Annotated in this window: 17 protein-coding genes; 6 read left to right on the top strand and 11 right to left on the bottom strand. The window is 65.4% G+C overall.

Annotated features, from left to right (window positions below; all coding sequences use genetic code 11):
- Nucleotides 1-107 precede the first annotated feature (107 nt).
- From A8950_RS16700 to A8950_RS16690, 3 genes are all read left to right on the top strand, one after another.
- Nucleotides 108-3,350, top strand: coding sequence for a YhdP family protein (locus tag A8950_RS16700; RefSeq protein ID WP_133614818.1), 3,243 nt, complete (start codon nt 108-110; stop codon nt 3,348-3,350).
- A 44-nt stretch (nt 3,351-3,394) separates the two neighbouring features.
- The gene (locus A8950_RS16695) at nt 3,395-5,023 is read left to right on the top strand and encodes a bifunctional metallophosphatase/5'-nucleotidase (protein ID WP_133614817.1); all 1,629 of its coding nucleotides are present in this window, start codon (nt 3,395-3,397) and stop codon (nt 5,021-5,023) included.
- Between the two features lie 83 nt (nt 5,024-5,106).
- Nucleotides 5,107-7,203 carry a methyl-accepting chemotaxis protein gene (locus tag A8950_RS16690; RefSeq protein ID WP_133614816.1) on the top strand — a complete coding sequence of 699 codons (2,097 nt, stop codon included), beginning with the start codon at nt 5,107-5,109 and terminating at the stop codon, nt 7,201-7,203.
- A gap of 49 nt (nt 7,204-7,252) precedes the next feature.
- On the opposite strand, the gene A8950_RS16685 is transcribed toward A8950_RS16690, so the two are convergent.
- The 6 genes from A8950_RS16685 to A8950_RS16660 all read right to left on the bottom strand — a co-directional run bounded on the left by A8950_RS16685 (nt 7,253) and on the right by A8950_RS16660 (nt 14,445).
- A complete protein-coding gene (locus tag A8950_RS16685; RefSeq protein ID WP_166645239.1) occupies nt 7,253-8,920 on the bottom strand; it encodes a sensor histidine kinase in 1,668 nt (555 codons plus the stop codon).
- A 266-nt stretch (nt 8,921-9,186) separates the two neighbouring features.
- Nucleotides 9,187-9,984, bottom strand: a complete 798-nt coding sequence (locus tag A8950_RS16680) for an FAD binding domain-containing protein (RefSeq protein WP_133614814.1) — start codon at nt 9,982-9,984, stop codon at nt 9,187-9,189.
- Between the two features lie 14 nt (nt 9,985-9,998).
- A complete protein-coding gene (locus A8950_RS16675) occupies nt 9,999-12,386 on the bottom strand; it encodes a xanthine dehydrogenase family protein molybdopterin-binding subunit (protein WP_133614813.1) in 2,388 nt (795 codons plus the stop codon).
- Nucleotides 12,387-12,389: 3 nt separating this feature from the next.
- Nucleotides 12,390-12,860, bottom strand: a complete 471-nt coding sequence (locus tag A8950_RS16670) for a (2Fe-2S)-binding protein (protein WP_133614812.1) — start codon at nt 12,858-12,860, stop codon at nt 12,390-12,392.
- Nucleotides 12,861-13,094: 234 nt separating this feature from the next.
- Entirely contained in the window at nt 13,095-13,811 is a 717-nt protein-coding gene (locus A8950_RS16665) for a class I SAM-dependent methyltransferase (protein WP_133614811.1), read from the bottom strand.
- Between the two features lie 13 nt (nt 13,812-13,824).
- Complete coding sequence (locus tag A8950_RS16660; RefSeq protein ID WP_133614810.1) at nt 13,825-14,445, bottom strand: SRPBCC family protein; 621 nt, start codon at nt 14,443-14,445, stop codon at nt 13,825-13,827.
- A gap of 117 nt (nt 14,446-14,562) precedes the next feature.
- Here A8950_RS16660 and A8950_RS16655 point away from each other — a divergent pair, with 117 nt between their 5' ends.
- Nucleotides 14,563-15,042, top strand: a complete 480-nt coding sequence (locus A8950_RS16655) for a DUF192 domain-containing protein (RefSeq protein ID WP_133614809.1) — start codon at nt 14,563-14,565, stop codon at nt 15,040-15,042.
- A 3-nt stretch (nt 15,043-15,045) separates the two neighbouring features.
- Here A8950_RS16655 and A8950_RS16650 read toward each other — a convergent pair whose 3' ends face one another.
- The 4 genes from A8950_RS16650 to A8950_RS16635 all read right to left on the bottom strand — a co-directional run bounded on the left by A8950_RS16650 (nt 15,046) and on the right by A8950_RS16635 (nt 18,894).
- Nucleotides 15,046-15,702, bottom strand: a complete 657-nt coding sequence (locus tag A8950_RS16650) for an O-methyltransferase (RefSeq protein WP_133614808.1) — start codon at nt 15,700-15,702, stop codon at nt 15,046-15,048.
- Nucleotides 15,703-15,714: 12 nt separating this feature from the next.
- A complete protein-coding gene (locus tag A8950_RS16645) occupies nt 15,715-15,945 on the bottom strand; it encodes a hypothetical protein (RefSeq protein ID WP_133614807.1) in 231 nt (76 codons plus the stop codon).
- 170 nt (nt 15,946-16,115) lie between these two features.
- A complete protein-coding gene (locus tag A8950_RS16640; protein ID WP_133614894.1) occupies nt 16,116-17,498 on the bottom strand; it encodes a glutamine synthetase family protein in 1,383 nt (460 codons plus the stop codon).
- Nucleotides 17,499-17,529: 31 nt separating this feature from the next.
- Nucleotides 17,530-18,894 (bottom strand): aspartate aminotransferase family protein, encoded by a 1,365-nt coding sequence (locus A8950_RS16635; RefSeq protein ID WP_133614806.1) that lies wholly within the window; start codon nt 18,892-18,894, stop codon nt 17,530-17,532.
- Nucleotides 18,895-19,036: 142 nt separating this feature from the next.
- Here A8950_RS16635 and A8950_RS16630 point away from each other — a divergent pair, with 142 nt between their 5' ends.
- Together A8950_RS16630 and A8950_RS16625 are read left to right on the top strand one after the other, a co-directional pair.
- Entirely contained in the window at nt 19,037-19,807 is a 771-nt protein-coding gene (locus A8950_RS16630) for an SDR family NAD(P)-dependent oxidoreductase (protein ID WP_133614805.1), read from the top strand.
- 93 nt (nt 19,808-19,900) lie between these two features.
- On the top strand, nt 19,901-20,563 hold the full coding sequence (locus tag A8950_RS16625; protein WP_208109904.1) for a phosphoribosyltransferase: 663 nt from the start codon (nt 19,901-19,903) through the stop codon (nt 20,561-20,563).
- Here A8950_RS16625 and phnN read toward each other — a convergent pair.
- Nucleotides 20,556-21,122, bottom strand: a complete 567-nt coding sequence (gene phnN / locus A8950_RS16620; RefSeq protein WP_133614803.1) for a phosphonate metabolism protein/1,5-bisphosphokinase (PRPP-forming) PhnN — start codon at nt 21,120-21,122, stop codon at nt 20,556-20,558. The two genes, A8950_RS16625 and phnN, sit on opposite strands and share 8 nt — an antisense overlap.
- Nucleotides 21,123-21,207 lie beyond the last annotated feature (85 nt).

Here is a 21,207-nt window from a genome sequence, read left to right as displayed (position 1 = left end):
CACATGCATGGTGCTGCGCTTCGGCCGGAGACGGCGAATCGCCGGCCGGAACGGGAGGCCGGGCCAACCGGTTGCACGGCAGAAGGTGCCGGGGCGGTGTCGCGTTGATGCGCCGCACGGTCCGGCTGACCTTCGAAGTGCTGGGCGCGGTGCTTGCCGGCGCGGCGATCCTTTTTGCCTTCCTGACCTGGCGACTGACCCAGGAAGGCCCGATCCACCTGCGCTTCCTGTCAGGCTATGTCGAGCAGGCGCTGGCGCGTGCCGATCAGCCCTATCTGATCTCGATCGAAGACACGGTACTGACCTGGGCCGGCTGGGACCGCAATCTCGACGTGCGTGCCATCAATCTGCGGGTGCGTGACCGCGACGGCCGCGAACTGGCAACACTGCCCGAAGTTTCATTCACCTTCAGCGCGCGGGCCATGCTGAAGGGCCTGGTCGCACCGTCGAAGATCGAGATCATCGGGCCCCGCCTGACCCTGGTACGCAATGCCGACGGGTCGATCGCCTTCGGCCCGGGCGGTATTCTGGCGCCGGAAGCGGTGACAGCCGGCGGCGACGGCAGCTTCGAGGCGCTGTTCCTCTTCGCCAACGATATGCTGGGGCCGCCCGATTACAACCGCCCGACCGGATATCTGACCTCGGCGGCGATCCTCAACGGATCGGTGCAGATGATCGACCACGTCACCGGCCTGACCTGGCAGGCGGAGGGCTTTGGTGCCGAGGCCAGGCGCGACGTCGACGGCCTGGTGGGCGACATGTTTGCGGCACTGCCGCAATTGGGCGATCCGGCGATTCTCAGCGCCAGCCTGTCCTACAACCGCGATACCCGCGTGCTGCGCCTGGAATCCAGCGTCGGCGCACTGCAATTGTCGGCCCTCGGCCTGATCGAGCCGGCGCTCTCGGAATTGTCGACCGTTGACCTCGCGGTCTCGGCCAAGGTCACCACTGCGATCACGGTCTCGGAGGATCATGTCGGCGATGTCGGCGTCATCGATTTCAGCCTGTCGGGCGGTGCCGGCGAACTCGACCTGCCGCGCTGGTTCAAGGAACCGCTGCCGATCATGAGCCTCGCAGCCGAAGGTCGGCTCGACCGGCGCAGCGACATCATGCTGAGCTCGCTCAACATCGATCTCGGCGGGCCGCGAATCGAGGCAAACGCGCAATGGCAGGGAGCCTTCACCGGCCAGGCCTGGGACGGCGGCGCGCCGCTTCTGGCCGCCGACTTGCAGGTGACGAAACTGCCGGCGGACCGGCTGGATCCCTTCTGGCCGGAAGAAGTCGCCGCCGACACGCGCGCCTGGGTGGTGCCGAACATCCCGGCGGGGATGGTCGAGGAGGCGAGCGCAGACCTCTTGATGCGCCTGCCGATCGGCGGGTCCGGGATCGCCCTGCAATCGGTCAGCGGCACCCTGTCGACCACCGGCCTGACCGTCCATTACCTGCGGCCGATGCCCCCCATCGAGAATGGCGTGGCAACGGCCGAGTTCGACGCCAAGACCTTCCGGGCGACGATCTCGGGCGGCGCGGTCGGCAATGTGAAGGTCACCAAGGGCGCGCTGGAAATAACCGGTCTTGATGTCGAGGACCAGTTCATCAAGGTCGGCGGCGATCTGGAAGCGCCGCTTTCGGACGCGCTGGTGCTGCTCGACCACCCGCGCCTGGGTTATGCGGCGAAACTCGGCATCGATCCAAAAACGACCGCCGGCGACGCCAAGGCGAGCATCCTGTTCGACTTTCCGGCTGCAAAGAACCTCGCTTTCGATGACGTAAAGCTGAAGGTCGACGCCCGGCTGGAGAAGGTGGCGATCCGCAAGATGCGCTTCGACCAGGATGTCACCGACGGCACGCTCGATATCTCGCTGGACGAGAGCGGGATGAACATCACCGGACCAATCGTCTTTGCCGGGGCGCCGTTGCAGCTGGACTGGACACAGACCTTCACCGACAGCGCCGCCTTCGATGAGAGGCTGCATGCGGTAGGGACGATCGACGCCGACCAGCTGGCCCTGCTCGGCTTCGATTATCGCACCTGGGTCACCGGCCAGTGCATGTGCGATTTCCTCTATACAACCTTTGCCGATGGCAAGGCGCGGCTGGAAGGCAAGCTTGACCTAGCCCAGGCAAGGCTCGAACTGCCGGCCGCCAAATGGTGGAAGGACCCCGGTGCGGCGGCGAGGGCGGAGCTGGTGCTGGATATCGCCGGCGACCGGCCGGTCGCGATACCGAGCTTCGAGGTGGCGACAGACGATCTCGCGGCCAGGGGCGCGCTGACATTCGACGCCGCTGGCAACGTCTCGCGCGTGACCCTGCCGGATCTCAGGATGGGCGGATCGCAACTGGCCGGGGTTGACGTCGAGTTGCGCGACGGCTGGACCCTGGCAACGGTGGACGACGGCTATCTCGACGCCTCGCCCTGGATGGAGGATGACGATCCACTGACGCCCGAGGAACTGGCGCTGACCGAACCGGAGCGACAGCGGCCCTTCACGCTGCGCGGCAAGCTGAGCGGGCTCAGCCTGGGCGAGGGACAGGAACTGACCGGTGTCACGATCGAGGCAGTACGGGAACCGCAATGGTGGGATCTGGTCGCCTTCCAGGCGACACTGCCCAGCGGCGAGCCAATCACCTTCGACTATCGGCCGGGCGATCCTGGCGAGCATGCCCTCAGCATAACGACCAGCGACGGCGGCGGCGCGCTGCGCGCTCTCGGCCTCTATGATTCGGTCGAGGGGGGGACCCTGTCGATCACCGGCAAGGTGAAGGACAACCAGCCCTGGCGGCCATTGCGCGGGCGGATCGAGATGTCGTCCTTTCGCCTCGTCAACACACCCTTCATCGCCCGCTTCCTCAGTGTCGCCACCCTGACCGGGGTGGTCGATGCGGTGACCGGCGAGGGCTTCCTATTCGGCGGCGCCAGCGGCCGCTTCGTGAAGACAAGGGGCCTCATCGATGTGCGCCGGTTTCGCAGCGCCGGCCCCTCCATCGGCGTCACGGCACAGGGCAAGATCGACCTCGACCGCAACCTCGTCAATGTCAAGGGAACGCTGGTGCCGGCCTATGCCCTCAACAGCGTGTTCGGCAACATTCCCCTGATCGGGCCGTTGCTGCAGGGCGGCGAGGGTGAGGGCATGTTCGCGGCGACCTACTCGATCGAGGGTGGCCTCAACGAACCCAGGATCAACGTCAACGAATGGTCGGCGCTGGCCCCCGGCTTCATCCGCGACTGGTTCACCGACGACGGCACCGAATTGCCGGACGAGTTCGACGGCGACGATGGCGGGCAGGCGACCCAGCCGCAAACCCCGTCCGGCAAGTCGACCCCCACCGGCAAAAGGAGGGATGAGTGAACGCCGGCCCGCCAACGCACAGTGCCCGTCGCACCGGCCGATGGATGCCGGTACTATTTGCCGTGATGCTGGCGGCCTGTGCGCCGGCCGGGCCCGACGGCGCGGCGGTCGATGCGGACAAGGCGTTGGTCAGCCTGCGCATCCTCGCCTTCAACGATTTCCACGGCAACATCCAGGCCAGCGACCCCAGCCCCGGCCGCCTGACGCTGACGATCGACGGCAAGGAGGAGATGGTCGAGACCGGCGGTGCCGCCTATCTCGCCGCCCATGTGGCGCGGGAGCGGGCGGGCCATGCCAACAGCATCCTGGTGAGCGCCGGCGACCTCACCGGCGCCAGCCCCCTGGTCTCCGCCTTGCTGAAAGACGCGCCGACAATCGATGTGATGAACGAGATCGGCCTCGACCTCAACGCCGTCGGCAATCATGAATTCGATTACGGGCTGGCCGAACTCAAGCAGAAGATGGGCGCGGCCCGCTTCGGCTATCTTGCCGCCAATGTCCTCAATCCGGCGGCCTTGTCGCCACCCTTTCCCGGCTGGTCGGTCAGGGGATTTGACGGCGTCAAGGTCGGCTTCATCGGCGCCGTGACGGCCGAGACGCCCAGCATCGTTGCTGCCTCCGGGATCAAGGGGCTCACGTTCCAGGATCCTCTGGAGTCGCTGAACAGCGTCGCCCGGACGCTGCGTGCGGACGGGGTCGACGCCATCGTCGCCATCCTGCACGAGGGCGCTACGGTGCCAGCCGGGATCGCCCAGGATGGCAGGCCCTGCGAGGGCATGTCGGGCGCCCTGGTCGACATCGTCCAGGGCGCCGATCCGGCCATCGACCTTTTCATCAGTGGTCACACGCACCAGGCCTATGCCTGCCGCCTCGACGGGCGGCTGGTCACCCAGACCGCAAGCTATGGCCGCATGCTGAGCGTCATCGATCTCACCCTGAAAGGGGGCGATGTCGTGGCCGCCAGCGTGAGAAACCAGCCGGTGACGCGTGACGTGGCGCCGGACCCGGACATCGCCGCACTGGTGGCGGAGGCCGAGGCGGCGACCGCCCCCATTCGGGCCCAGCCCGTCGCCGGCCTGCCCGGCCAGGTGACGCGGTCGCCGGACGGCAGCGGCGAATCCGCCCTCGGCGACCTCATCGCCGATGCGCAGCTCGCCAGCGGCCGGTTGCTGGGTGCGCGCATCGCCTTCATGAATCCGGGCGGCATCCGCCAGGATCTGCCGAGCGATCCGGCAAAGACCGATGTGTCACTGGGCGATCTTTTCGCCGTGCAACCCTTCGGCAACAATCTGGTTGCCATGGACCTGACCGGGGCCGAGATCAAGACCCTGCTGGAGCAGCAATGGATCGATCAGCCCGAAGACCGCCGGCCGCGCATGCTGCAGGTCTCGGCAGGCTTCAGCTACTGCTATGACGCAGGCCGCACCGATGGCAACAAGGTCCTGGCGGAGACCATAACTCTCGACGGCCAGTTGCTGCACCCGGCAGACACCTATCGAATCGTGGTCAATTCCTTTCTGGCCGATGGCGGCGACCGTTTCACCGTCCTGCGCGAAGGCCGCAACCGGGTCCAGGGAGACAATGATCTCAATGCCTTGCGTGACCATCTGACAAAACCGGGCGTGGTTGTTCCACTGGCCCCGGCCGGTCGTCTCTGTCGCCAAGGGATGTAATTCCCAAAATTTCATCACTTGTTAACCGGGCATCATCATAGTTTCACTCCAGTAAAGAAATCTTTCCTGTGGAGTGAAGTATCATGTCGGGTGAAAAGGTGGCTGGCGGCTCGCTGGCGCTCAAGATCGTGCTGCCGGTCCTGCTGGTTCTCGTCCTTGGTTTCGGCATCTCGACCTGGTTCGGCGTTTCACAGAGCAGCGACACCGTCAACGAACTCAGCGACGATCTCGGCGCGCAGGTTGCCAGTGAAGCCGCGCAGCAGGTCGAGAAGGAGTTCGCCAATTCCTTCGGGGTCGCGCGGGCGATCGGCGCCGCCAGTCTCGCCCAGATCCAGACCGGCAAGGCCGACCGCGACACGGTGCTGGCACTGCTGAAGAAGCTGCTGGCCGACAATCCGGCGCTGGTCGGCACGTGGATTGCCTTCGAGCCCAATGCTTTCGATGGCCGCGACGGCGCGTTTGTCTCAACCGACATGCATGACGCGACCGGGCGCTTCATCCCCTATGTCGCGCGCAGCAAGGAGCAGGGCATCGTCATCACGCCGCTGCTGGATTACGAAACGCCGGGTCTCGGTGACTATTACCTGCTGGCGCGCAACAGCGGCGAAGAGCAGCTGCTCGAACCATACATGTACGAGATCGACGGTGTGAACCAGCTGATCACCAGCGTCGCCGTGCCGATCATCCATGACGGCAAGAGCATCGGCGTCGCCGGCATCGACATGCTGCTTTCCGGTCTCAACGCGATGCTGGGAGAGATCAAGCCGTTCGAAACCGGCTCCGTTTCGCTCATATCCAATGGTGGCCTGTGGGCGGCGCATGAGACGGTCGACCTGCTGGCAAAGCCGATCGAGGAAGGCGCGCCGCAGATGGCCGCGGTGCGCGCGGCCATCCAGGCCGGCGAGGCGGCCGATCTCATGGACAATTCGCAGTCGATGGGCGGCGAGGTACACCGCCTGTTCCTGCCGGTCCAAGCCGGCAAGTCCACCACCCCCTGGTCGGTGATGGTCAACCTGCCGCTCGACAAGATCGAGGCGCCGGTTGTCGCCCTCACCCAGGGATTGCTGATTGCCGCGGCAGTCATCATCTTCCTTCTCGGCATCGTCGTCACCCTGCTCATCCGCCGTGTCGCGGTATCGCCGGTGCGGGCGCTGACCGGTGCGGTCGAGAGTCTCGCCGCCGGCAACACGGCGCTCGACGTGCCGATGACAGCGCGGCGCGACGAGCTTGGCGTCATGGCGCGGGCGATCGATTTCTTCAAGGAGAAGCTGATCGAGGTCGACCGCCTGCGCGAGGAACAGAAGATCGCGGAACAGCGGGCGGCGGAGCAGCGGCGCCAGGACATGCTGCGCCTCGCCGATTCTTTCGAACAGGCGATCAAGGGCGTGGTCGAAGGAGTCTCGTCGGCGGCGACCGAGCTGCAATCCAGCGCCAGTTCCATGTCCGGTACGGCGGAGGAGGCGACGCAGCAATCCACGGCCGTCGCCGCAGCGACCACCCAGGCCTCGGCCAATGTGACGACGGTGGCCGCCGCGGCGGAGGAGCTCTCCTCCTCGATCACCGAGATCAGCCGGCAGGTGTCGGACAGCTCGACCGTGGCGCAGACCGCCGTGCAGGAAGCGGAGAAAACGGGCCAGACCGTGGAAAGCCTCGCCACGGCGGCCGACCGGATCGGCGGCATCGTGCAGCTTATCAATGACATCGCCAGTCAGACCAATCTGCTGGCCTTGAATGCGACCATCGAGGCGGCCCGCGCCGGCGAGGCCGGCAAGGGCTTCGCCGTTGTGGCCAGCGAGGTCAAGAACCTGGCCAGCCAGACAGCGAAGGCGACCGAGGACATTTCGGTCCAGATCTCCAACATGCAGCAGGTCACCAAGGATGCCGCCGAGGCGATGGGGCACATCCGCTCGACCATCGCGCGCATCAACGAGATCGCCTCCGGCATCGCCGCGGCGGTCGAGGAGCAGTCTGCCGCGACGCAGGAAATCTCGAACAATGCCCAGCAGGCGGCACAGGGCGTCGACGAGGTGTCGCGCAATATCGGCGGTGTCAACCAGGCGGCGAGCGAGGTCGGCCAGGCGGCCGGCCAGGTCCTTGGCGCATCGTCGGAACTGTCGCGCCAGTCGGAGGCGCTGCGGCGCGAGGTCGACAGCTTCATCGCCCGCATCCGCGCCGGGTGATTCGGACCAGACGGCCCGTTTTCCGCCCGCCATCTTCAGCTGGCAAATTTTAGCTGGCCTGCCTGTTGACCGCTGTGTCATCAGGCAGGCGCAGCAGGACCCGGGTACCCTCGCCGGCGGTGGATTCGATCCTGATCTCACCGCGCATCAAATCCAGCAGGGCCTTGACGATCGGCAGGCCAAGACCGAGACCCATCTCCGCCGGCTCGGCGACATGGGCGTCACCCTTCCTGAAGGGTTCGAAGATGTGGCGGAGATCCGTCTCGGCAATGCCCTGGCCGCTATCGGCGACAACGATGAAGACGTTCCCGTCGCTGCGCCGTGCGGTGACGGAAACCGATCCGCCCTGACGGTTGTACTTGGCCGCATTGCCCAGCAGGTTGATGAAGATCTGTCGCAGGACGCCGCGGTCGGCCAGCACCGGCCCTTTCACCCCGGACAGATCGGTCGTTAGCGACAGTTCCCGCTGCGCGCGCAGCGGCTCGATGATCCGCATTGCCTCGTCGACGATCTCGCCCAGGTTGCAGGGTTGCGGCTGCAGGGCGACCGCCCCGGCCTCGATGCGCGAGATGTCGAGTAACTGGTCGACCAGATGCAAAAGGTGCTTGCCGCTGTCGTGGATGTCCTTGCCATAGGTCCGGTAATGGGCATCAAGCGGGCCGAACATCGCCCGCGCGATCACTTCAGAAAATCCCAGGATCGCGTTGAGCGGTGTCCGCAGTTCGTGACTCATGTTGGCCAGGAACTGCCGTTTCGCTTCATTGGCGGCGTTGGCCGTCTCAAGGGCCGCGGCAGTGGCGGCAGCCGCGCCTTCCCTGAGGCGGATGACATGCCGCAGCCAGCCGGCGATGAGAATGGTCAAAAGTGTGGCGATGGCCCCGGCAATGAAGTGAGGCAGGGCCTCGGCCTGCCAGCGTTGGTCGAGTTCGTCCCGTTCGAAGGCGGCATAGACCATGACCGGATGCCGCGCCAGGCGCAGCGTAGCCGCGATGGCGCCACTGCCGCCGCTGGGCGAGGCGGCGTCGATGATCCCGGGTTCGGTGTGGCTGTTGGCCATAATCGCGCCGATAAAGGCGCTCCCCGACGCCTCGTTCCGCATGACATCCTCGGGTACGCTCACCAGCACCTTGCCGTCGCTGCGAACCAGCCCGATCTGGCCCGTCGCCGAGATCAGCAGGTCGCGATAGGCGGCATCGAACTGGTCGACCGTAACCGCCGCGACCAGATAGCCCACCCCGTAGCGGTTCGGTCGCGCCCTCATGGCGATCGGCAGGACATGGCGGCCAGTATCGCGGCTGACCACGGGGGTCGAGTATTCGATGGTTCCCGGCTCGGCCAGATAGAGAGCCTCAAAATACGGCCGGTCGCCGACAAAGGCCCGGAAGTCGTCATCGGCTGCGAAACGGAACAGAAAGCCGTCATTGCTGATAGGCCGGATATCGACATAGTCCTCGTTCGACGACTGCACGTCGTCGATCACTTTCGCCAGTTCCGAAATCGGCGCCGAGCGGGTGTTCCGCGAGGTTTCATAGAGCCAGGAATCTACCGCATGCAGGGTCGTATTCACCGCCTCGAAGGTGCGCCTTGCATGCGAACTCAGGGTAAGGATGCCGCCGCGCAGTTCCCGTTCGGCGGCAAGATAGAGGTCGCGCCGCTGTTCGGTGACATGCAGCCCGATCGAGATCCAGGTGGCAGCGATCACGAGAATGGCCGACACGGTCACGAGCCGCGGCTCGTTGCGCAGGGTCGCACCGGCTCTGCCGGCTAGGCGTCGGCGCCATTCCCTCCATGCTGGCGGATCGGTCATGCCCACTCCCCGGAAGAGATCGGCCGCAACCGGCAACCTGCGGCGGCTGTCTGCGCCCGGGAGAAATCATAGCGCGACAGCGCTTGATCCGCGTCAAAAAAGCATGCGGCCTGCCCCAAAATAGAAAACGGGCAGCATGGGAATGCTGCCCGTTCTTCAGGTCGGCGGTGATCGGGTTATTTTGCCGCCGCAACGGCCCTGGCGGTCAGGACAGGAATCAGATGGGCCCGGTATTCCGCCGTGCCATGCAGGTCGCTGATCAGGTTGCCGGCAGCGACCTTGACGCCCTTCGCGGCATCGGGAGAGAAGTTCGCCGACAGGGCCTGTTCCAGTTCCCTGGCGCGGAAGACGCCTTCCTGGCCGGCCCCCGTGACGGCGACGCGCACGCCCTCTCTGGCCTTGGCGACGAACACGCCGACCAGGGCGAAGCGCGAGGCCGGCTGGACGAACTTCTCGTAGGCCGCTTTCTCGGGCTTGGGGAAGTGCACGGCCGTGATGATCTCGCCATCCTCCAGCGCCGTGGTGAACAGCCCCTGGAAGAAATCGTCCGCCTTGATCTCGCGCTTGCTGGTACGGATCGTGGCGCCGAGTGCCAGCACGGCCGAGGGATAGCAGGCGGCGGGATCATTGTTGGCGAGCGATCCGCCGATCGTGCCGAGCGTCCGCACCTGCCGGTCGCCGATATGATCGGCGAGATAGGCCAGCGCCGGGATCGCGCCCTTCACCACATCCGAGGCCGCGACCTCGGCATGCGGCGTCATGGCGCCGATGGTGATGCCGTCACCTTCCGCCTTGATGCCCTTCAACTCCGCGATTGCGCGGAGATCGACCAGATCGCTCGGCGTGGCGAGGCGGGCCCTGAGCGTCGGCAGCAGGGTCTGCCCGCCGGCGACGATCCTGGCATCGCCGGAACCACCCAGCGCCTTGACGGCGTCGGCGACGGAAGCTGGGCGGTGATAACCGAAATTATTCATGGCTCATTCCTCCCTTATTCCGCGGCCTTGGCGGAGCCGGCCGACTGGATCGCCTGCCACACCTTCACCGGGGTCGCCGGCATGGTGATATCCTTGACGCCGACCGGCAGCAGGGCGTCGAGTACCGCGTTGATGACGGCCGGCGGCGAACCGATGGCGCCCACTTCGCCGACCCCCTTGGAGCCCAGCGGATTGTGCGTGCACATGGTGTTGTGGGTTGCGACATCGATGCTGGGCACGTCGTCGGCACGCGGCATGGTGTAGTCCATGTAGGAACCGGTCAGCAGCTGTCCGGACTCGTTGTCATAGGCGCAATTCTCGAGCAGCGCCTGGCCGATCCCCTGGACCACGCCGCCATGCACCTGGCCCTCGACGATCATGGGGTTGATGACGCGGCCGATATCGTCGACGGCGGTGAACTTCGCCACCTGGGTGACGCCGGTATCGGGGTCGATCTCGACCTCGCAGATGTGGCAGCCGCCGGGATAGGTGAAGTTGAGGGGATCGTAGAACGCCGTCTCCTCGAGGCCCGGTTCCAGTTCGGTGATGGGATAGTTGTGCGGCACATAGGCGGTCAAGGCGACCTGGCCGAACGGCACCTTCTTGTCGGTGCCCTTCACCGAGAACTCCCCGTTCTTGAACTCGACATCGGCGGCGGATGCCTCCATCAGATGCGCCGCGATCCGGGTGGCCTTGGCGATGATCTTGTCCATCGCCTTGACCAGCGCCGAGCCGCCCACCGCCAGCGAACGCGAGCCATAGGTGCCCATGCCGAAGGGGATCTTGTTGGTGTCGCCGTGGCTCACTTCGACGCTATCGAACGGCACGCCGAGTGTGTCGGAAACCAGCTGCGCAAAAGTTGTCTCGTGGCCCTGGCCGTGGCTGTGGGTGCCGGTGAAGACCGTCACCGAGCCGGTCGGATGCACGCGGATCGAGCCGCATTCGTAAAGCCCGGCGCGGGCGCCCAGTGACCCCACCACGGCCGAGGGTGCGATGCCGCAGGCCTCGATATAGGTCGAGATGCCGATGCCTCGGAGCTTGCCGCGCTTCTTGGCCTCCGCCCGGCGCGCCTCGAATCCGGCCCAGTCCGCTCGCTTCAGGGCGATATCCAGGGTCGAGAAATAGTCGCCGCTGTCATATTGCAGGGCGACCGGCGTCTGATAGGGGAAGGCGTCCTTGGGAATGAAGTTCTTGCGCCGCAGTTCGACCCGGTCGATCCCGGTCTCGCGCGCCGCTTTCTCCACCAGCCGCTCGAGGAGATAGGTTGTCTCCGGCCGGCCGGCGCCGCGATAGGCATCGACCGCGACCGTGTTGGTGAAAACCGCCTTCACCTCGGCATAGATGGCGGGCGTCGTGTAGACGCCGGCCAGCAGCGTCGCCGACAGATAGGTCGGCACACAGGGCGCGAAGGTCGACAGATAGGCGCCCATATTGGCCTTGGTGCTGACGCGCAAGGCCAGGAACTTGCCGTCCTTGTCGAGCGCCAGCTCGGCATGGCTGACATGGTCGCGCCCCTGCGCGTCGGAGATGAAGGCCTCGGACCGATCCGAGGTCCATTTGACCGGACGGCGCACCTTGGCCGCGGCCCAGGTGACCAGCGCCTCTTCCGAATAATGGAAGATCTTCGAGCCGAAGCCGCCGCCCACATCCGGTGCCACCACGCGCAGCTTGTGTTCCGGAATTTGCAGCACGAAGGCGCCCATCAGCAGGCGGATGACATGCGGGTTCTGGCTGGTGGTGTAGAGTGTGTACTCGCCGGTCGCCCGGTCGTAATCGCCGATCGCGGCCCTGGGCTCCATCGCATTCGGTGCCAGACGCTGGTTGACGATGTCGATCTTGGTGACGTGATGGGCCTTGGCGAAGGCGGCATCGACCGCCGCCTTGTCGCCCAGATGCCAGTCGAAACAGGTGTTGTTCTTGGCATCCGGCCAGACCTGGGCTGCACCCGGCTTGTCCGCATCCGCCGTCGAGACGATCGCCGGCAATTCCTTGTAAGTGACCGCGATCGCCTCGGCCGCGTCGCGGGCCTGGGCGAGCGATTCACCGATGACAAGGGCGACCTGGTCGCCGACATGGCGCACGCGGTCCTTGCACAGCGGGAAATGCGGCGGCTCCACCATCGGGCTGCCATCCTTGCTGTGGATCTGCCAGCCGCAGGGCACGCCGCCCTTGTCGTAATCGGCGCCGGTGAAGATCGCCACCACGCCGGGCATCGCCTTTGCCCTGGCTGTGTCGATCTTCACGATCTCGGCATGGGCGTGGGGTGAACGCAGGATATAGGCATAGGCCTGGCCGGGGCGCTTGATGTCGTCGGTATAGGTGCCCTGGCCGGTCAGAAAGCGGAAGTCCTCCTTGCGCTTGACGGAGGCGCCGATCCCGGTGGGGTTTCCAGTGTCAGCCATGGCTCACCTCCCCCGTGTGGCGGCGGCACCGGCCTGAACCGCCTTGACGATGTTGTGATAGCCGGTGCAGCGGCAGATATTGCCTTCCAGCCCGGCGCGGATCTCGGCTTCCGAGAGGTCGGCCTTGCGCTTCACCAGGTCGATGGCGCTCATCACCATGCCGGGCGTGCAGAAGCCGCATTGCAGGCCGTGATGGTCGCGGAAGGCCTCCTGCATCGGGTGCAGGGTGTCGCCAGTGGCAAGCCCCTCGATGGTCGTCACTTCGGCGCCATCCGCCTGGACCGCCAGCATGTTGCAGGACTTCACCGCCTTGCCGCCGACATGCACGGTGCAGGCGCCGCATTGCGCCGTGTCGCAGCCGACATGCGTGCCGGTGAGATCAAGATGTTCGCGCAGGAAATGAACGAGCAGGGTGCGCGCCTCGACCTCGGCCGAGACAGGCTTGCCGTTCACCGTCATCTTAACGGTGGGCATTCCGATCCTCCCATGAGTTGCTGTGGCTTTGTGCCACTAGCTGCCTTTTGCGTTCACGTGACCGCCGGCATCGTCAACTTCAGCGGTCGAGATCGCGTGGCAGAATTAAGCTGATGCCCCTCAATGAATGTCAAGTTTTGAATGCATGACGGGGGGTTACGACCTTGGTCGGATTGATCTGTGGCAATGCACAGCGTGCGCTGCTGCTCAAATATTCATCAATGTTGCGGCGCGTCACGCCGCGGGCGGACGGTCCTCGACATAGAACCAGTCGCCACCGGCATTCTGCAGCATGTGACCAGGCTGATGCCCGAACACGGCATAGAAGCAAAATGGGTAGGGAAAGAAGTGCAGATGCAGGTTCGGCGTATAGAAATGCGGCCGCTCCTTCGGCACCACCACGATAAGGCGCCGGGCCGTTACGCGGCGCAGCTCGTCGATCGCGCGGCGGATGTCGCGCACATGCTCCAGCACATGGGTGGTGACGACGGTATCAAAGCTGCGGTCCGGGTAGGGCAGGCTCTCGGCCGAAGCATCCTGGAACGTGATTTTCGGATTTTCAGCCCTGGTGCGCTCGCCGATGACGATGTCGGTCGCCGTGACCTCGAACCTTTCGGCGAGGCGTTTCGACAGGAAGCCGCCGCCACATCCGACCTCAAGGACCCTCGGCCCGACCGCGTGTTCGAGGATCAGCTTGAGGCAGGCATCGTTGAGATCCGTGTCGCGCTCGATGGCCGCCGCGCGGGTGGCGCCATAGACGCCGCGATATTCCGCCTCGCTCATCTCGTAGACGCGGGCGTGGAAGTTCATGAAATGGCGGGCCTTGTCGCCGTAGAGCGCCCGCGTGATCAGCCAGCCGAACCAGCGGCGGTCGCGGATGAAGGGTGGCACCAGTTCGTTGAGGATCCAGTTGAGCGCCAGATTGGCTTCCCTGGAGATGCGTAGGCCCATGGGATCTTCCGGCTCAGTTCCGGGTGAAGAAATAGAGGATGCCGCCCACCACCACGACCAGGCCGGTGATCCAGACAACCGGCGAAAGGCCCGTTGCCGGCGCCTCCGGGCTGGCGGCACCGGGTGCCGCGACGTCGGTGGTGCCAGGCTCGGCCACAGGTTCGGCTGCGGCCGGAGCTGCGGCGCTGCCGGCCTTGACTTCGACGCCGGCTGCAAAGGCGCTGAAGAAATCGTCCGCCATCTTCTTGGCGGCACCGTCGATCAGCCGCGAGCCGATCTGGGCGAGCTTGCCGCCGATCTGCGCCTGGGCCTCGTATTTGAGGATTGTACCTCCGGCACCATCGTCCAGCAGATGAACCTTCGCGCCGCCCTTGGCAAAGCCGGCGGCGCCGCCCTGGCCCTCGCCAGAGATAGTATAGCCGTTGGGCGGATCGAGGTCGGAGAGGGTGACGCGGCCGCCGAACTTGGCTTTCACCGGCCCGACCTTGGCCACCACGGTCGCCTTGAAGCCATCGCCGTCCCGGACCAGCTCCTCGCAACCGGCGATGGCGGCCTTCAGCGCCTCGGGGTCGTTGAGGGCATCCCAGACCGCCTGGCGCGGCGCCTTGATCGTGTATTCGCCGGTCATGTCCATGGGGTCGAATCCTCCGCGTTATTCTCGGGTAAGCATAGAGGATCCTACATTTGGCCTTGTCAACCGGATCGGCGGCGGCCAAGTTCGGCCGGTCGAAACGGCGAGGTCATCGGACCGATGCGGGCAACCGGCGTTGTTGTTGCAATCCTCCTGCTCTGTGGGCAATGGCTGGCGGCGGCCGTAGCCGTGGCCCAGGATGCCTCGCCGGAGATCGTGCCGCTGACTGTCGAGGCCGGCGCCAACACCTACCACTTCGCCGTCGAAGTGGCGGATGACGGCGCCGAGCGATCGCTGGGACTCATGTACCGCGATCGGCTGGCCGATGATGCGGGCATGCTGTTCCTCTATCCCGACGAGCGGCTGCGGACCTTCTGGATGAAGAACACGCCGCTTCCACTCGACATCATCTTCATCGCCGCCGATGGCAGGGTGGTGCATGTGGCGGCCGATGCGCGGCCCTTCGACGAAACCATGATTCCTTCCATCGAGCCGGCCCAGGCGGCGCTGGAGATTCGCGGCGGGCTTGCGGCCATGCTCGGCATCGGGCCGGGGGCGCGGATCACATGGCCGCAGCGGGAAACCCCGCCCGAGCCGTAAGGCTCAGCGCTTGCGGATGAGGGTGAGGCCGTCGGCCACCGGCAGCAGGCAGAAATCGACGCGTTCATCTGCCTTCACCCTGGCGTTGAGCTCGCGCAGGGTCACGGTCTCGGCATCCGTCGCCGCGGGATCGGCGACATCGCCACCCCAGAGTACGTTGTCGATCAGCAGCACGCCGCCCGGCCGCAGCAACGCCAGCGCCGATTCGTAATAATGCGGGTAATTGAGCTTGTCGGCGTCGATGAAGGCCATGTCGAAACTGCCGGCCTCGGTTTTCTCGAGGGCAGCCAGGGTTTCGCGCGCCGAACCCAGTTTCAGGTCGATCTTCGCGGTGACCCCGGCCTTGTCCCAATAGCGGCGGGCTACATCGGTGAATTCCTTGCTGATGTCGCAGCAGACAAGGCGGCCGTCCGCAGGCAGGGCGCGTGCCACGCTGAGGCTGGAATAACCCGTAAAAGTGCCGATCTCGAGCGCCTTCCTGACGCCGGCGATGCGGGCCAGCAGCGCCATGAACTGGCCCTGCTCGGGCGCGATCTGCATTTGTGCGTTCGGCATCATCGCCGTCTCGTCGCGCAAGGCGCGCAGCAGATCGTCGTCGCGAAAGGCGAAGTCGAGAAGGTAGCGATCGAGCCGGTCGGTCAGCTGCAGATGCTTGCCCATGCCGTCGGGCGCTCAGGCCGGCTTGTTGGGCAGGCGGATATACTGGCTGCTGGCTTCGAGCGAGCTCTGGGCGACGGTCTTGCGGCGCGACTGGTCCTGGACGCAGAAGATGTGCGCATAGGGTGTGCCATCGATGCCGTTGAAGACCGAAGCGACTTCCCATGTGATGAGATTGGTATCGGCTGAGCGATACCGGTTGCCGACGACGACCCGGTTGTCCTTCTTGGAACGGAACAGACCCATATGCAGCGCTCGTCAGATCCCTACAGCCGATTCAGGCAACATTTCTCGAGACGCCGCATGGGACGCGCCAATGCCATCATCTCGAGTCGCCCGGGAAGTTAACACTTGGCCGGGACTCTCACAAGCGGTCGACGTCGGGAATGCCGGCCCCTGCATTCCGGCGCGGACCGTCAGGCGTTGCGCAGATACCAAGCATAGTCGAGTTCGGTGACGCGGGCATTGAAGCGGTCGTGCTCGGCCTGCTTCACGGAACTGTAAACATGATGGAAACGGGTGCCGAGATACTCCCTCATCCGCGCAGACTTGCGGAACATGTCGATGGCAGCCTGCCAGTTGGTCGGCAGGGTCAGGCCCATTTCCCGGGCCACTTCATAGCCGTTGCCTTCGACGGGCGCACCGGGGTCGAGCTTCTGCTTCAGTCCCCAGTGGATCGCCGCCAGCAGCGCGGCCACGGCGAGATATGGATTGGCATCGGCGCCACAGATGCGGTGCTCGATATGGCGCGACTTGGGCGGACCGGCCGGCACGCGGAAACTGACCGTGCGGTTGTTGATGCCCCAGGTCGGCGCCACCGGTGCATAGGAATTTGATCTGAAGCGGCGATAGGAATTCGCGTTTGGCGCGAAAACGGCCATGGATTCATCCAGCAGGGCTTGCATGCCGCCAATCGCCTGCCTCAGCAGCGGGCTGCCGGCCGGGTCGTCGCTGGCAAAGGCGTTGCTGCCATCCGGATTGCCGAGACTGACATGAAGATGCATGCCGGAACCGGCGATGTCGCTGTGCGGTTTTGCCATGAAGCTGGCCTCGAAGCCGTGGCGCACGGCGGCGCCCTTCACCAGGCGCTTGTACATGATGGCCTCGTCGCAGGCGCGCAAGGCGTCAGCCCGGTGCTGAAGGCCGAGTTCCAGCTGCCCCGGCGCATATTCCGAGATCGCCGATTCCAGCGGCAGGCCGACCTGCTCGCCCATGGCATAGACGTCGCGGAAGAAGGGCTCGAAATCGTCGAGTTCGCGCAGGCCATAGACTTGGATGTCCCAGGGCCGGTTGCCGGTGACGGGCGAGGCCGGCGGCTGTTTCCCGCCATCGGCGCGGTTCTCGCGGTCGATCAGGTAGAATTCCATCTCGCAGGCGATGACCGGGGTCAGGTTGAATTCCTTGAATCGGTCGATGACGCCCTGCAGGACGTGGCGCGGGTCGACATCGCAGGGGCTGCCGTCGAGTTCATAGACGCTCAGCATCAGCTGGGCGAAATCCGGCCCCAGCCATGGCGCGAGGGTGAGGCCCTGGGGCGTCGGCTTGCCGAGGCGATCGGCGTCGCCATCGGTCCAGACCAGGCCCGATTCCTCGACATCCATGCCGGTGATGTCGAGCGCCAGCATGGTACCCGGCAGGAAGCGGGCGTATTCGTAGATCGGCCGGATGTCATGGCGCAGCAGGTTCTTGCCGCGCGGCACGCCCGACTGGTTGGTGAAATAGATCTGCACGAACCTGACTTCGGGATGCGCCGCCAGGAACGCGTCGCAGGTGCCGATATCGGCCACGTAATTGCTCATCATGTTCTCCAGGAAGAAGTTGCGGCGCCGGTCAGGCAGCCAGTTCGTCGAGACAGTTGCCGATCGTCGCCACCAGGCGGTCCACCTGGGCCGGCGTCGTCGCCGGGCTGACCAGGGTCATGTTGTGGAAGGGCGCGATCAGCAAGCCGCGATTCAAGAGATAGAGATGGACCGCCAGCTCGACCGGGCCATGCATGGCGTCCTGCGCCTCGCTGCCGTTCCTCGGCCGTTCCGGCGCGCAGACGAATTCGGCCCGCGCACCGACATTCGAGACATGCCAGGGCAGGCCGCGTTGCGTGATCTCCGCCTCGATGCCGCGGGCCAGCTTTTCCGACAGGGGCAGCATGTGCGCATAAGCCGCCGGCGTCATCACTTCCTCGAGGTTGGCGCGCATCGCCTTGAACTGCAGCACATTGGCGGACAAGGTAGTGCCCATGCCGCTGTAGCCGGGCCCCGCTTCCTGTTCCGCCGCGCGCATCCGCTCGGCGATCTCAGCGGTGCAACCGAAGACCGAACAGGGCAGGCCGCCCGCCACCGGTTTTCCAAGGGTCAGGAAGTCCGGCTTCAGTCCGTGCGTGCGGGTATAGCCGCCATAGCCGGTCGAGATGGTATGCGTCTCGTCGATCACCAGCAGCGTGCCGGTATCACGGCAGGCCTGCTGCAGCGCCTTGAGGAAGCCGGCTTGCGGCAACACCATGCCGATATTGGTCAGCGCCGGTTCGGTGATGACGCAGGCGACGTCGCGATCCTTGAGGGCTGCTTGCAGTGCCGGCACGTCGTTGAACTCGACCACCTTGGTGTTGGCGGTGAGGTCGTAGACCTGGCCGATGAGGCCGGGGCGGTGGATCGCCCGGCCGTCCTTCAATCGCACGAAGGTGTCGTCGACGGCACCGTGATAGCAGCCGTGGAAGACCAGGATCTTCTGTCGTTTCGTGATGGCGCGGCACCAGCGCAGCACGAAGCGGTTGGCATCCGTTGCCGTCGTCGCCACCTGCCAGAAGGGCAGGCCGAACATCCTCTCGAGTGCCGCACCCACCGCGATGATGTCCTCGGTCGGCAGCATGTAGGTAAGGCCGTGGGACGCCTGCGCGGCGATGGCTCTGGCCACTGGTTCCGGCGAATGGCCGAACATCGAGCCGGTATCGCCCAGGCAGAAATCGTCGTAAGTGTGGCCGTCGGCATCGGTGAGGGTCGTACCCTTGGCATCGGCGACGAAGAGCGGGAAGGGGGTCGACCAGTCCAGCATCCAGTGATGGGGAACGCCCTTGACCCAGTTCTTGCGGGCGTCTTCGCCGAGCTTCCGGGAAACGGGATTGGATTGGATGTAACGGTCTCTCTCTCGCTTGATCATCGCGTCGACCTGCTTGATCGGCAGGCCGGCTTCCAGTGATGCCATGATGCGCGCACGTGCCCCTTTCGCTGTTGTCGAGGGCGCCATTGATAGCGACCGCGCCCCCGGTTAAGCAAGGGGGAGAGCCGAAAATCCCTGCCGAACAGGGGTAAGGTCTTGAGGAATATGAAGAGCGGGGAGCACTGCCATGTTGAGCTTGGAAGGCCGGATCGCGCTGGTAACGGGTGCCGGCAGTTCGGATGGGATCGGTTTTGCAACCGCGAAGGCGCTGGCGGCGGCGGGTGCGCGCGTCGCCATCACCTCGACCACCCGTCGTATCCATGACCGCCGGCGCGAACTGGCTGGCGACGGCCATGCCTCATTCATCGCCGATCTCACTGTCGAGGCCGAGGTCGACGCCCTCGTCGCTGCCGTCAACAAATCGGTGGGCAGGATCGACATCCTGGTCAACAACGCCGGCATGATCCAGACCGGCAGGCGCGAGAAGACCGCCCTATTCCACAGGATCGCGACGGCGGATTGGCGCCGCACGATGGAGATCAACCTCGATACCTGTTTCCTGGTGACGCGCGCCGTGCTGCCGCAGATGCTGCGCCGGCAATATGGCCGCATCGTCAACATCTCCTCGGTGACCGGTCCGCTGGTCACTAATCCGGGCAGTGCCGGCTATTCGACCGCCAAGGCCGCAATGATGGGGATGACCCGGGCGCTGGCGGTCGAGGTCGGCAGCAAGGGCGTCACGGTCAATGCCATCGGCCCGGGTTGGATCGAAACTGCGTCGTCATCGGCCAGGGAGATCGAGGCCGGCCGGCATACGCCATTGGGTCGCCCGGGGCGGCCGGCGGAAGTGGCGGCCGCGGCCGTTTTTCTCGCCAGCAGCGAAGCCTCCTATATCACCGGTCAGATGCTGGTGGTCGATGGCGGCAATATCCTTCAGGAGATGAAGGGCGCGGATTGAGGGCGGCCGCCGCCCCGACTTGATTCAGGTCAAGATATCGTCCGGCCGGAGGCCCTAGGTTTCCAGCCATCCCAAGGCATGGGGAGGCTGAGCATGTTCCAGGGTCGCAATGAGGCCGGTCGACAGCTTGCTGCCGCACTCGACGCCTATCGCGGCCAGGATTGCATCGTCTTCGCCCTGCCGCGGGGCGGCGTGCCGGTTGCCTTCGAAGTGGCTAGGGCTCTGTCGGCCCCGCTCGATCTCATCATGGTCCGGAAAATCTCGGCGCCATTCCAGCCGGAACTGGCACTTGGCGCCGTGGTGGACGGGGCCGAGCCCGAGATCGTTCTGAACGAAGACATCGTGCGGCTACTCCAGCCCACGCCCGAGTTCCTGCGGCAAGCGAGCGAACGCGAGTTGAAGGAGATCCACCGGCGGCGGCAGGTCTACCTTTGTGGCCATGCACCGCTTTCCGCGGCCGGCAAGGTCGCCATCGTGGTCGATGACGGCCTGGCGACCGGGGCGACGGCGCGCGCTGCCCTGCGTGCCCTGCGCCGTCAGGGGCCGAAGCGCGTCGTGCTGGCCGTGCCCGTGGGGCCCAGCGACACGGTCGAAATGCTGCGCAGGGAAGTCGACGACCTCGTCTGTCTGTCGATCCCCGAAGGATTTGGTGCCGTTGGTGCCTATTACCGGCATTTCCCGCAGGTCGCCGATGCCGAGGTGGTTGCCCTGCTGGGAACCTGCCGCGAGATGCTCGGCCGTCCGCCAGCTACCTGATCGCCGCGCCGCGCAGCAAGGCGAGGAAGCGCCCGGCCGCCGCGGCGAGCAGGCCCGCATTCTCGACGGTCACCAGCTTTGGATGCGCCGGCCTGAGCGACTGGCCGCGGGCAAGTCGCGCCTCGATCGCCGCCGTTCCCTCGCGGCCGCGCGCCAGCAGACGCTGCCGCAGCACGTCCGGCGGTGCATCGATCAGCACGGGGAGGAGGTGCGGCAGCGCAGGCAGGGTTGCAAAATGGGCGCGGGAACCGCTGATGACGACGTCGAGCCCGGCCCGGCGCCACAGATCGGCCTCGATGCCGATACCGTAGGCGAGGTCATGGGCCCGCCAGTCGAACAGGAAGAGCCCCCTGTCGCGGCGCAGGGTAAATTCCGCCGGTGTCAGGGCGACGTAGTTCTCGTGGCCGAGTTCGGCCGGGCGCGTGACATAGCGATGGCTGAAAACAACCGCGTCGGCAGGGCCGAGCTGCTGCCGGGCCAGCGACATGACGCTGTCCTTGCCGGCGCCCGAGGCGCCCATCACATAAATGAACCGGCCGGCCGCCGATGGTTGCTGCATGGTCCCGTGTCCTCGCCGCATATAACGAATAACCGGGATCGCCCTGTCCCTGCTTGATTTGAATCAAGTATGATCAGGGGCAGGT

The organism is Dongia mobilis, assembly GCF_004363235.1.
GTDB lineage: Bacteria > Pseudomonadota > Alphaproteobacteria > Dongiales > Dongiaceae > Dongia > Dongia mobilis.
The sequence above is the reverse complement of the archived record's forward strand: the minus strand, read 5'-3'. Positions and strand labels throughout refer to the sequence as shown.

What these genes read in the sequence shown, in the direction of transcription:
- A8950_RS16700 (WP_133614818.1), top strand. Translation starts at nt 108, where the DNA reads ATGCGCCGCACGGTCCGGCTGACCTTCGAAGTGCTGGGCGCGGTGCTT.
- A8950_RS16695 (WP_133614817.1), top strand. Translation starts at nt 3,395, where the DNA reads ATGCCGGTACTATTTGCCGTGATGCTGGCGGCCTGTGCGCCGGCCGGG.
- A8950_RS16690 (WP_133614816.1), top strand. Translation starts at nt 5,107, where the DNA reads ATGTCGGGTGAAAAGGTGGCTGGCGGCTCGCTGGCGCTCAAGATCGTG.
- A8950_RS16680 (WP_133614814.1), bottom strand. Translation starts at nt 9,984, where the DNA reads ATGAATAATTTCGGTTATCACCGCCCAGCTTCCGTCGCCGACGCCGTC.
- A8950_RS16675 (WP_133614813.1), bottom strand. Translation starts at nt 12,386, where the DNA reads ATGGCTGACACTGGAAACCCCACCGGGATCGGCGCCTCCGTCAAGCGC.
- A8950_RS16670 (WP_133614812.1), bottom strand. Translation starts at nt 12,860, where the DNA reads ATGCCCACCGTTAAGATGACGGTGAACGGCAAGCCTGTCTCGGCCGAG.
- A8950_RS16665 (WP_133614811.1), bottom strand. Translation starts at nt 13,811, where the DNA reads ATGGGCCTACGCATCTCCAGGGAAGCCAATCTGGCGCTCAACTGGATC.
- A8950_RS16660 (WP_133614810.1), bottom strand. Translation starts at nt 14,445, where the DNA reads ATGGACATGACCGGCGAATACACGATCAAGGCGCCGCGCCAGGCGGTC.
- A8950_RS16655 (WP_133614809.1), top strand. Translation starts at nt 14,563, where the DNA reads ATGCGGGCAACCGGCGTTGTTGTTGCAATCCTCCTGCTCTGTGGGCAA.
- A8950_RS16650 (WP_133614808.1), bottom strand. Translation starts at nt 15,702, where the DNA reads ATGGGCAAGCATCTGCAGCTGACCGACCGGCTCGATCGCTACCTTCTC.
- A8950_RS16645 (WP_133614807.1), bottom strand. Translation starts at nt 15,945, where the DNA reads ATGGGTCTGTTCCGTTCCAAGAAGGACAACCGGGTCGTCGTCGGCAAC.
- A8950_RS16640 (WP_133614894.1), bottom strand. Translation starts at nt 17,498, where the DNA reads ATGAGCAATTACGTGGCCGATATCGGCACCTGCGACGCGTTCCTGGCG.
- A8950_RS16635 (WP_133614806.1), bottom strand. Translation starts at nt 18,894, where the DNA reads ATGGCATCACTGGAAGCCGGCCTGCCGATCAAGCAGGTCGACGCGATG.
- A8950_RS16630 (WP_133614805.1), top strand. Translation starts at nt 19,037, where the DNA reads ATGTTGAGCTTGGAAGGCCGGATCGCGCTGGTAACGGGTGCCGGCAGT.
- A8950_RS16625 (WP_208109904.1), top strand. Translation starts at nt 19,901, where the DNA reads ATGTTCCAGGGTCGCAATGAGGCCGGTCGACAGCTTGCTGCCGCACTC.
- phnN (WP_133614803.1), bottom strand. Translation starts at nt 21,122, where the DNA reads ATGCAGCAACCATCGGCGGCCGGCCGGTTCATTTATGTGATGGGCGCC.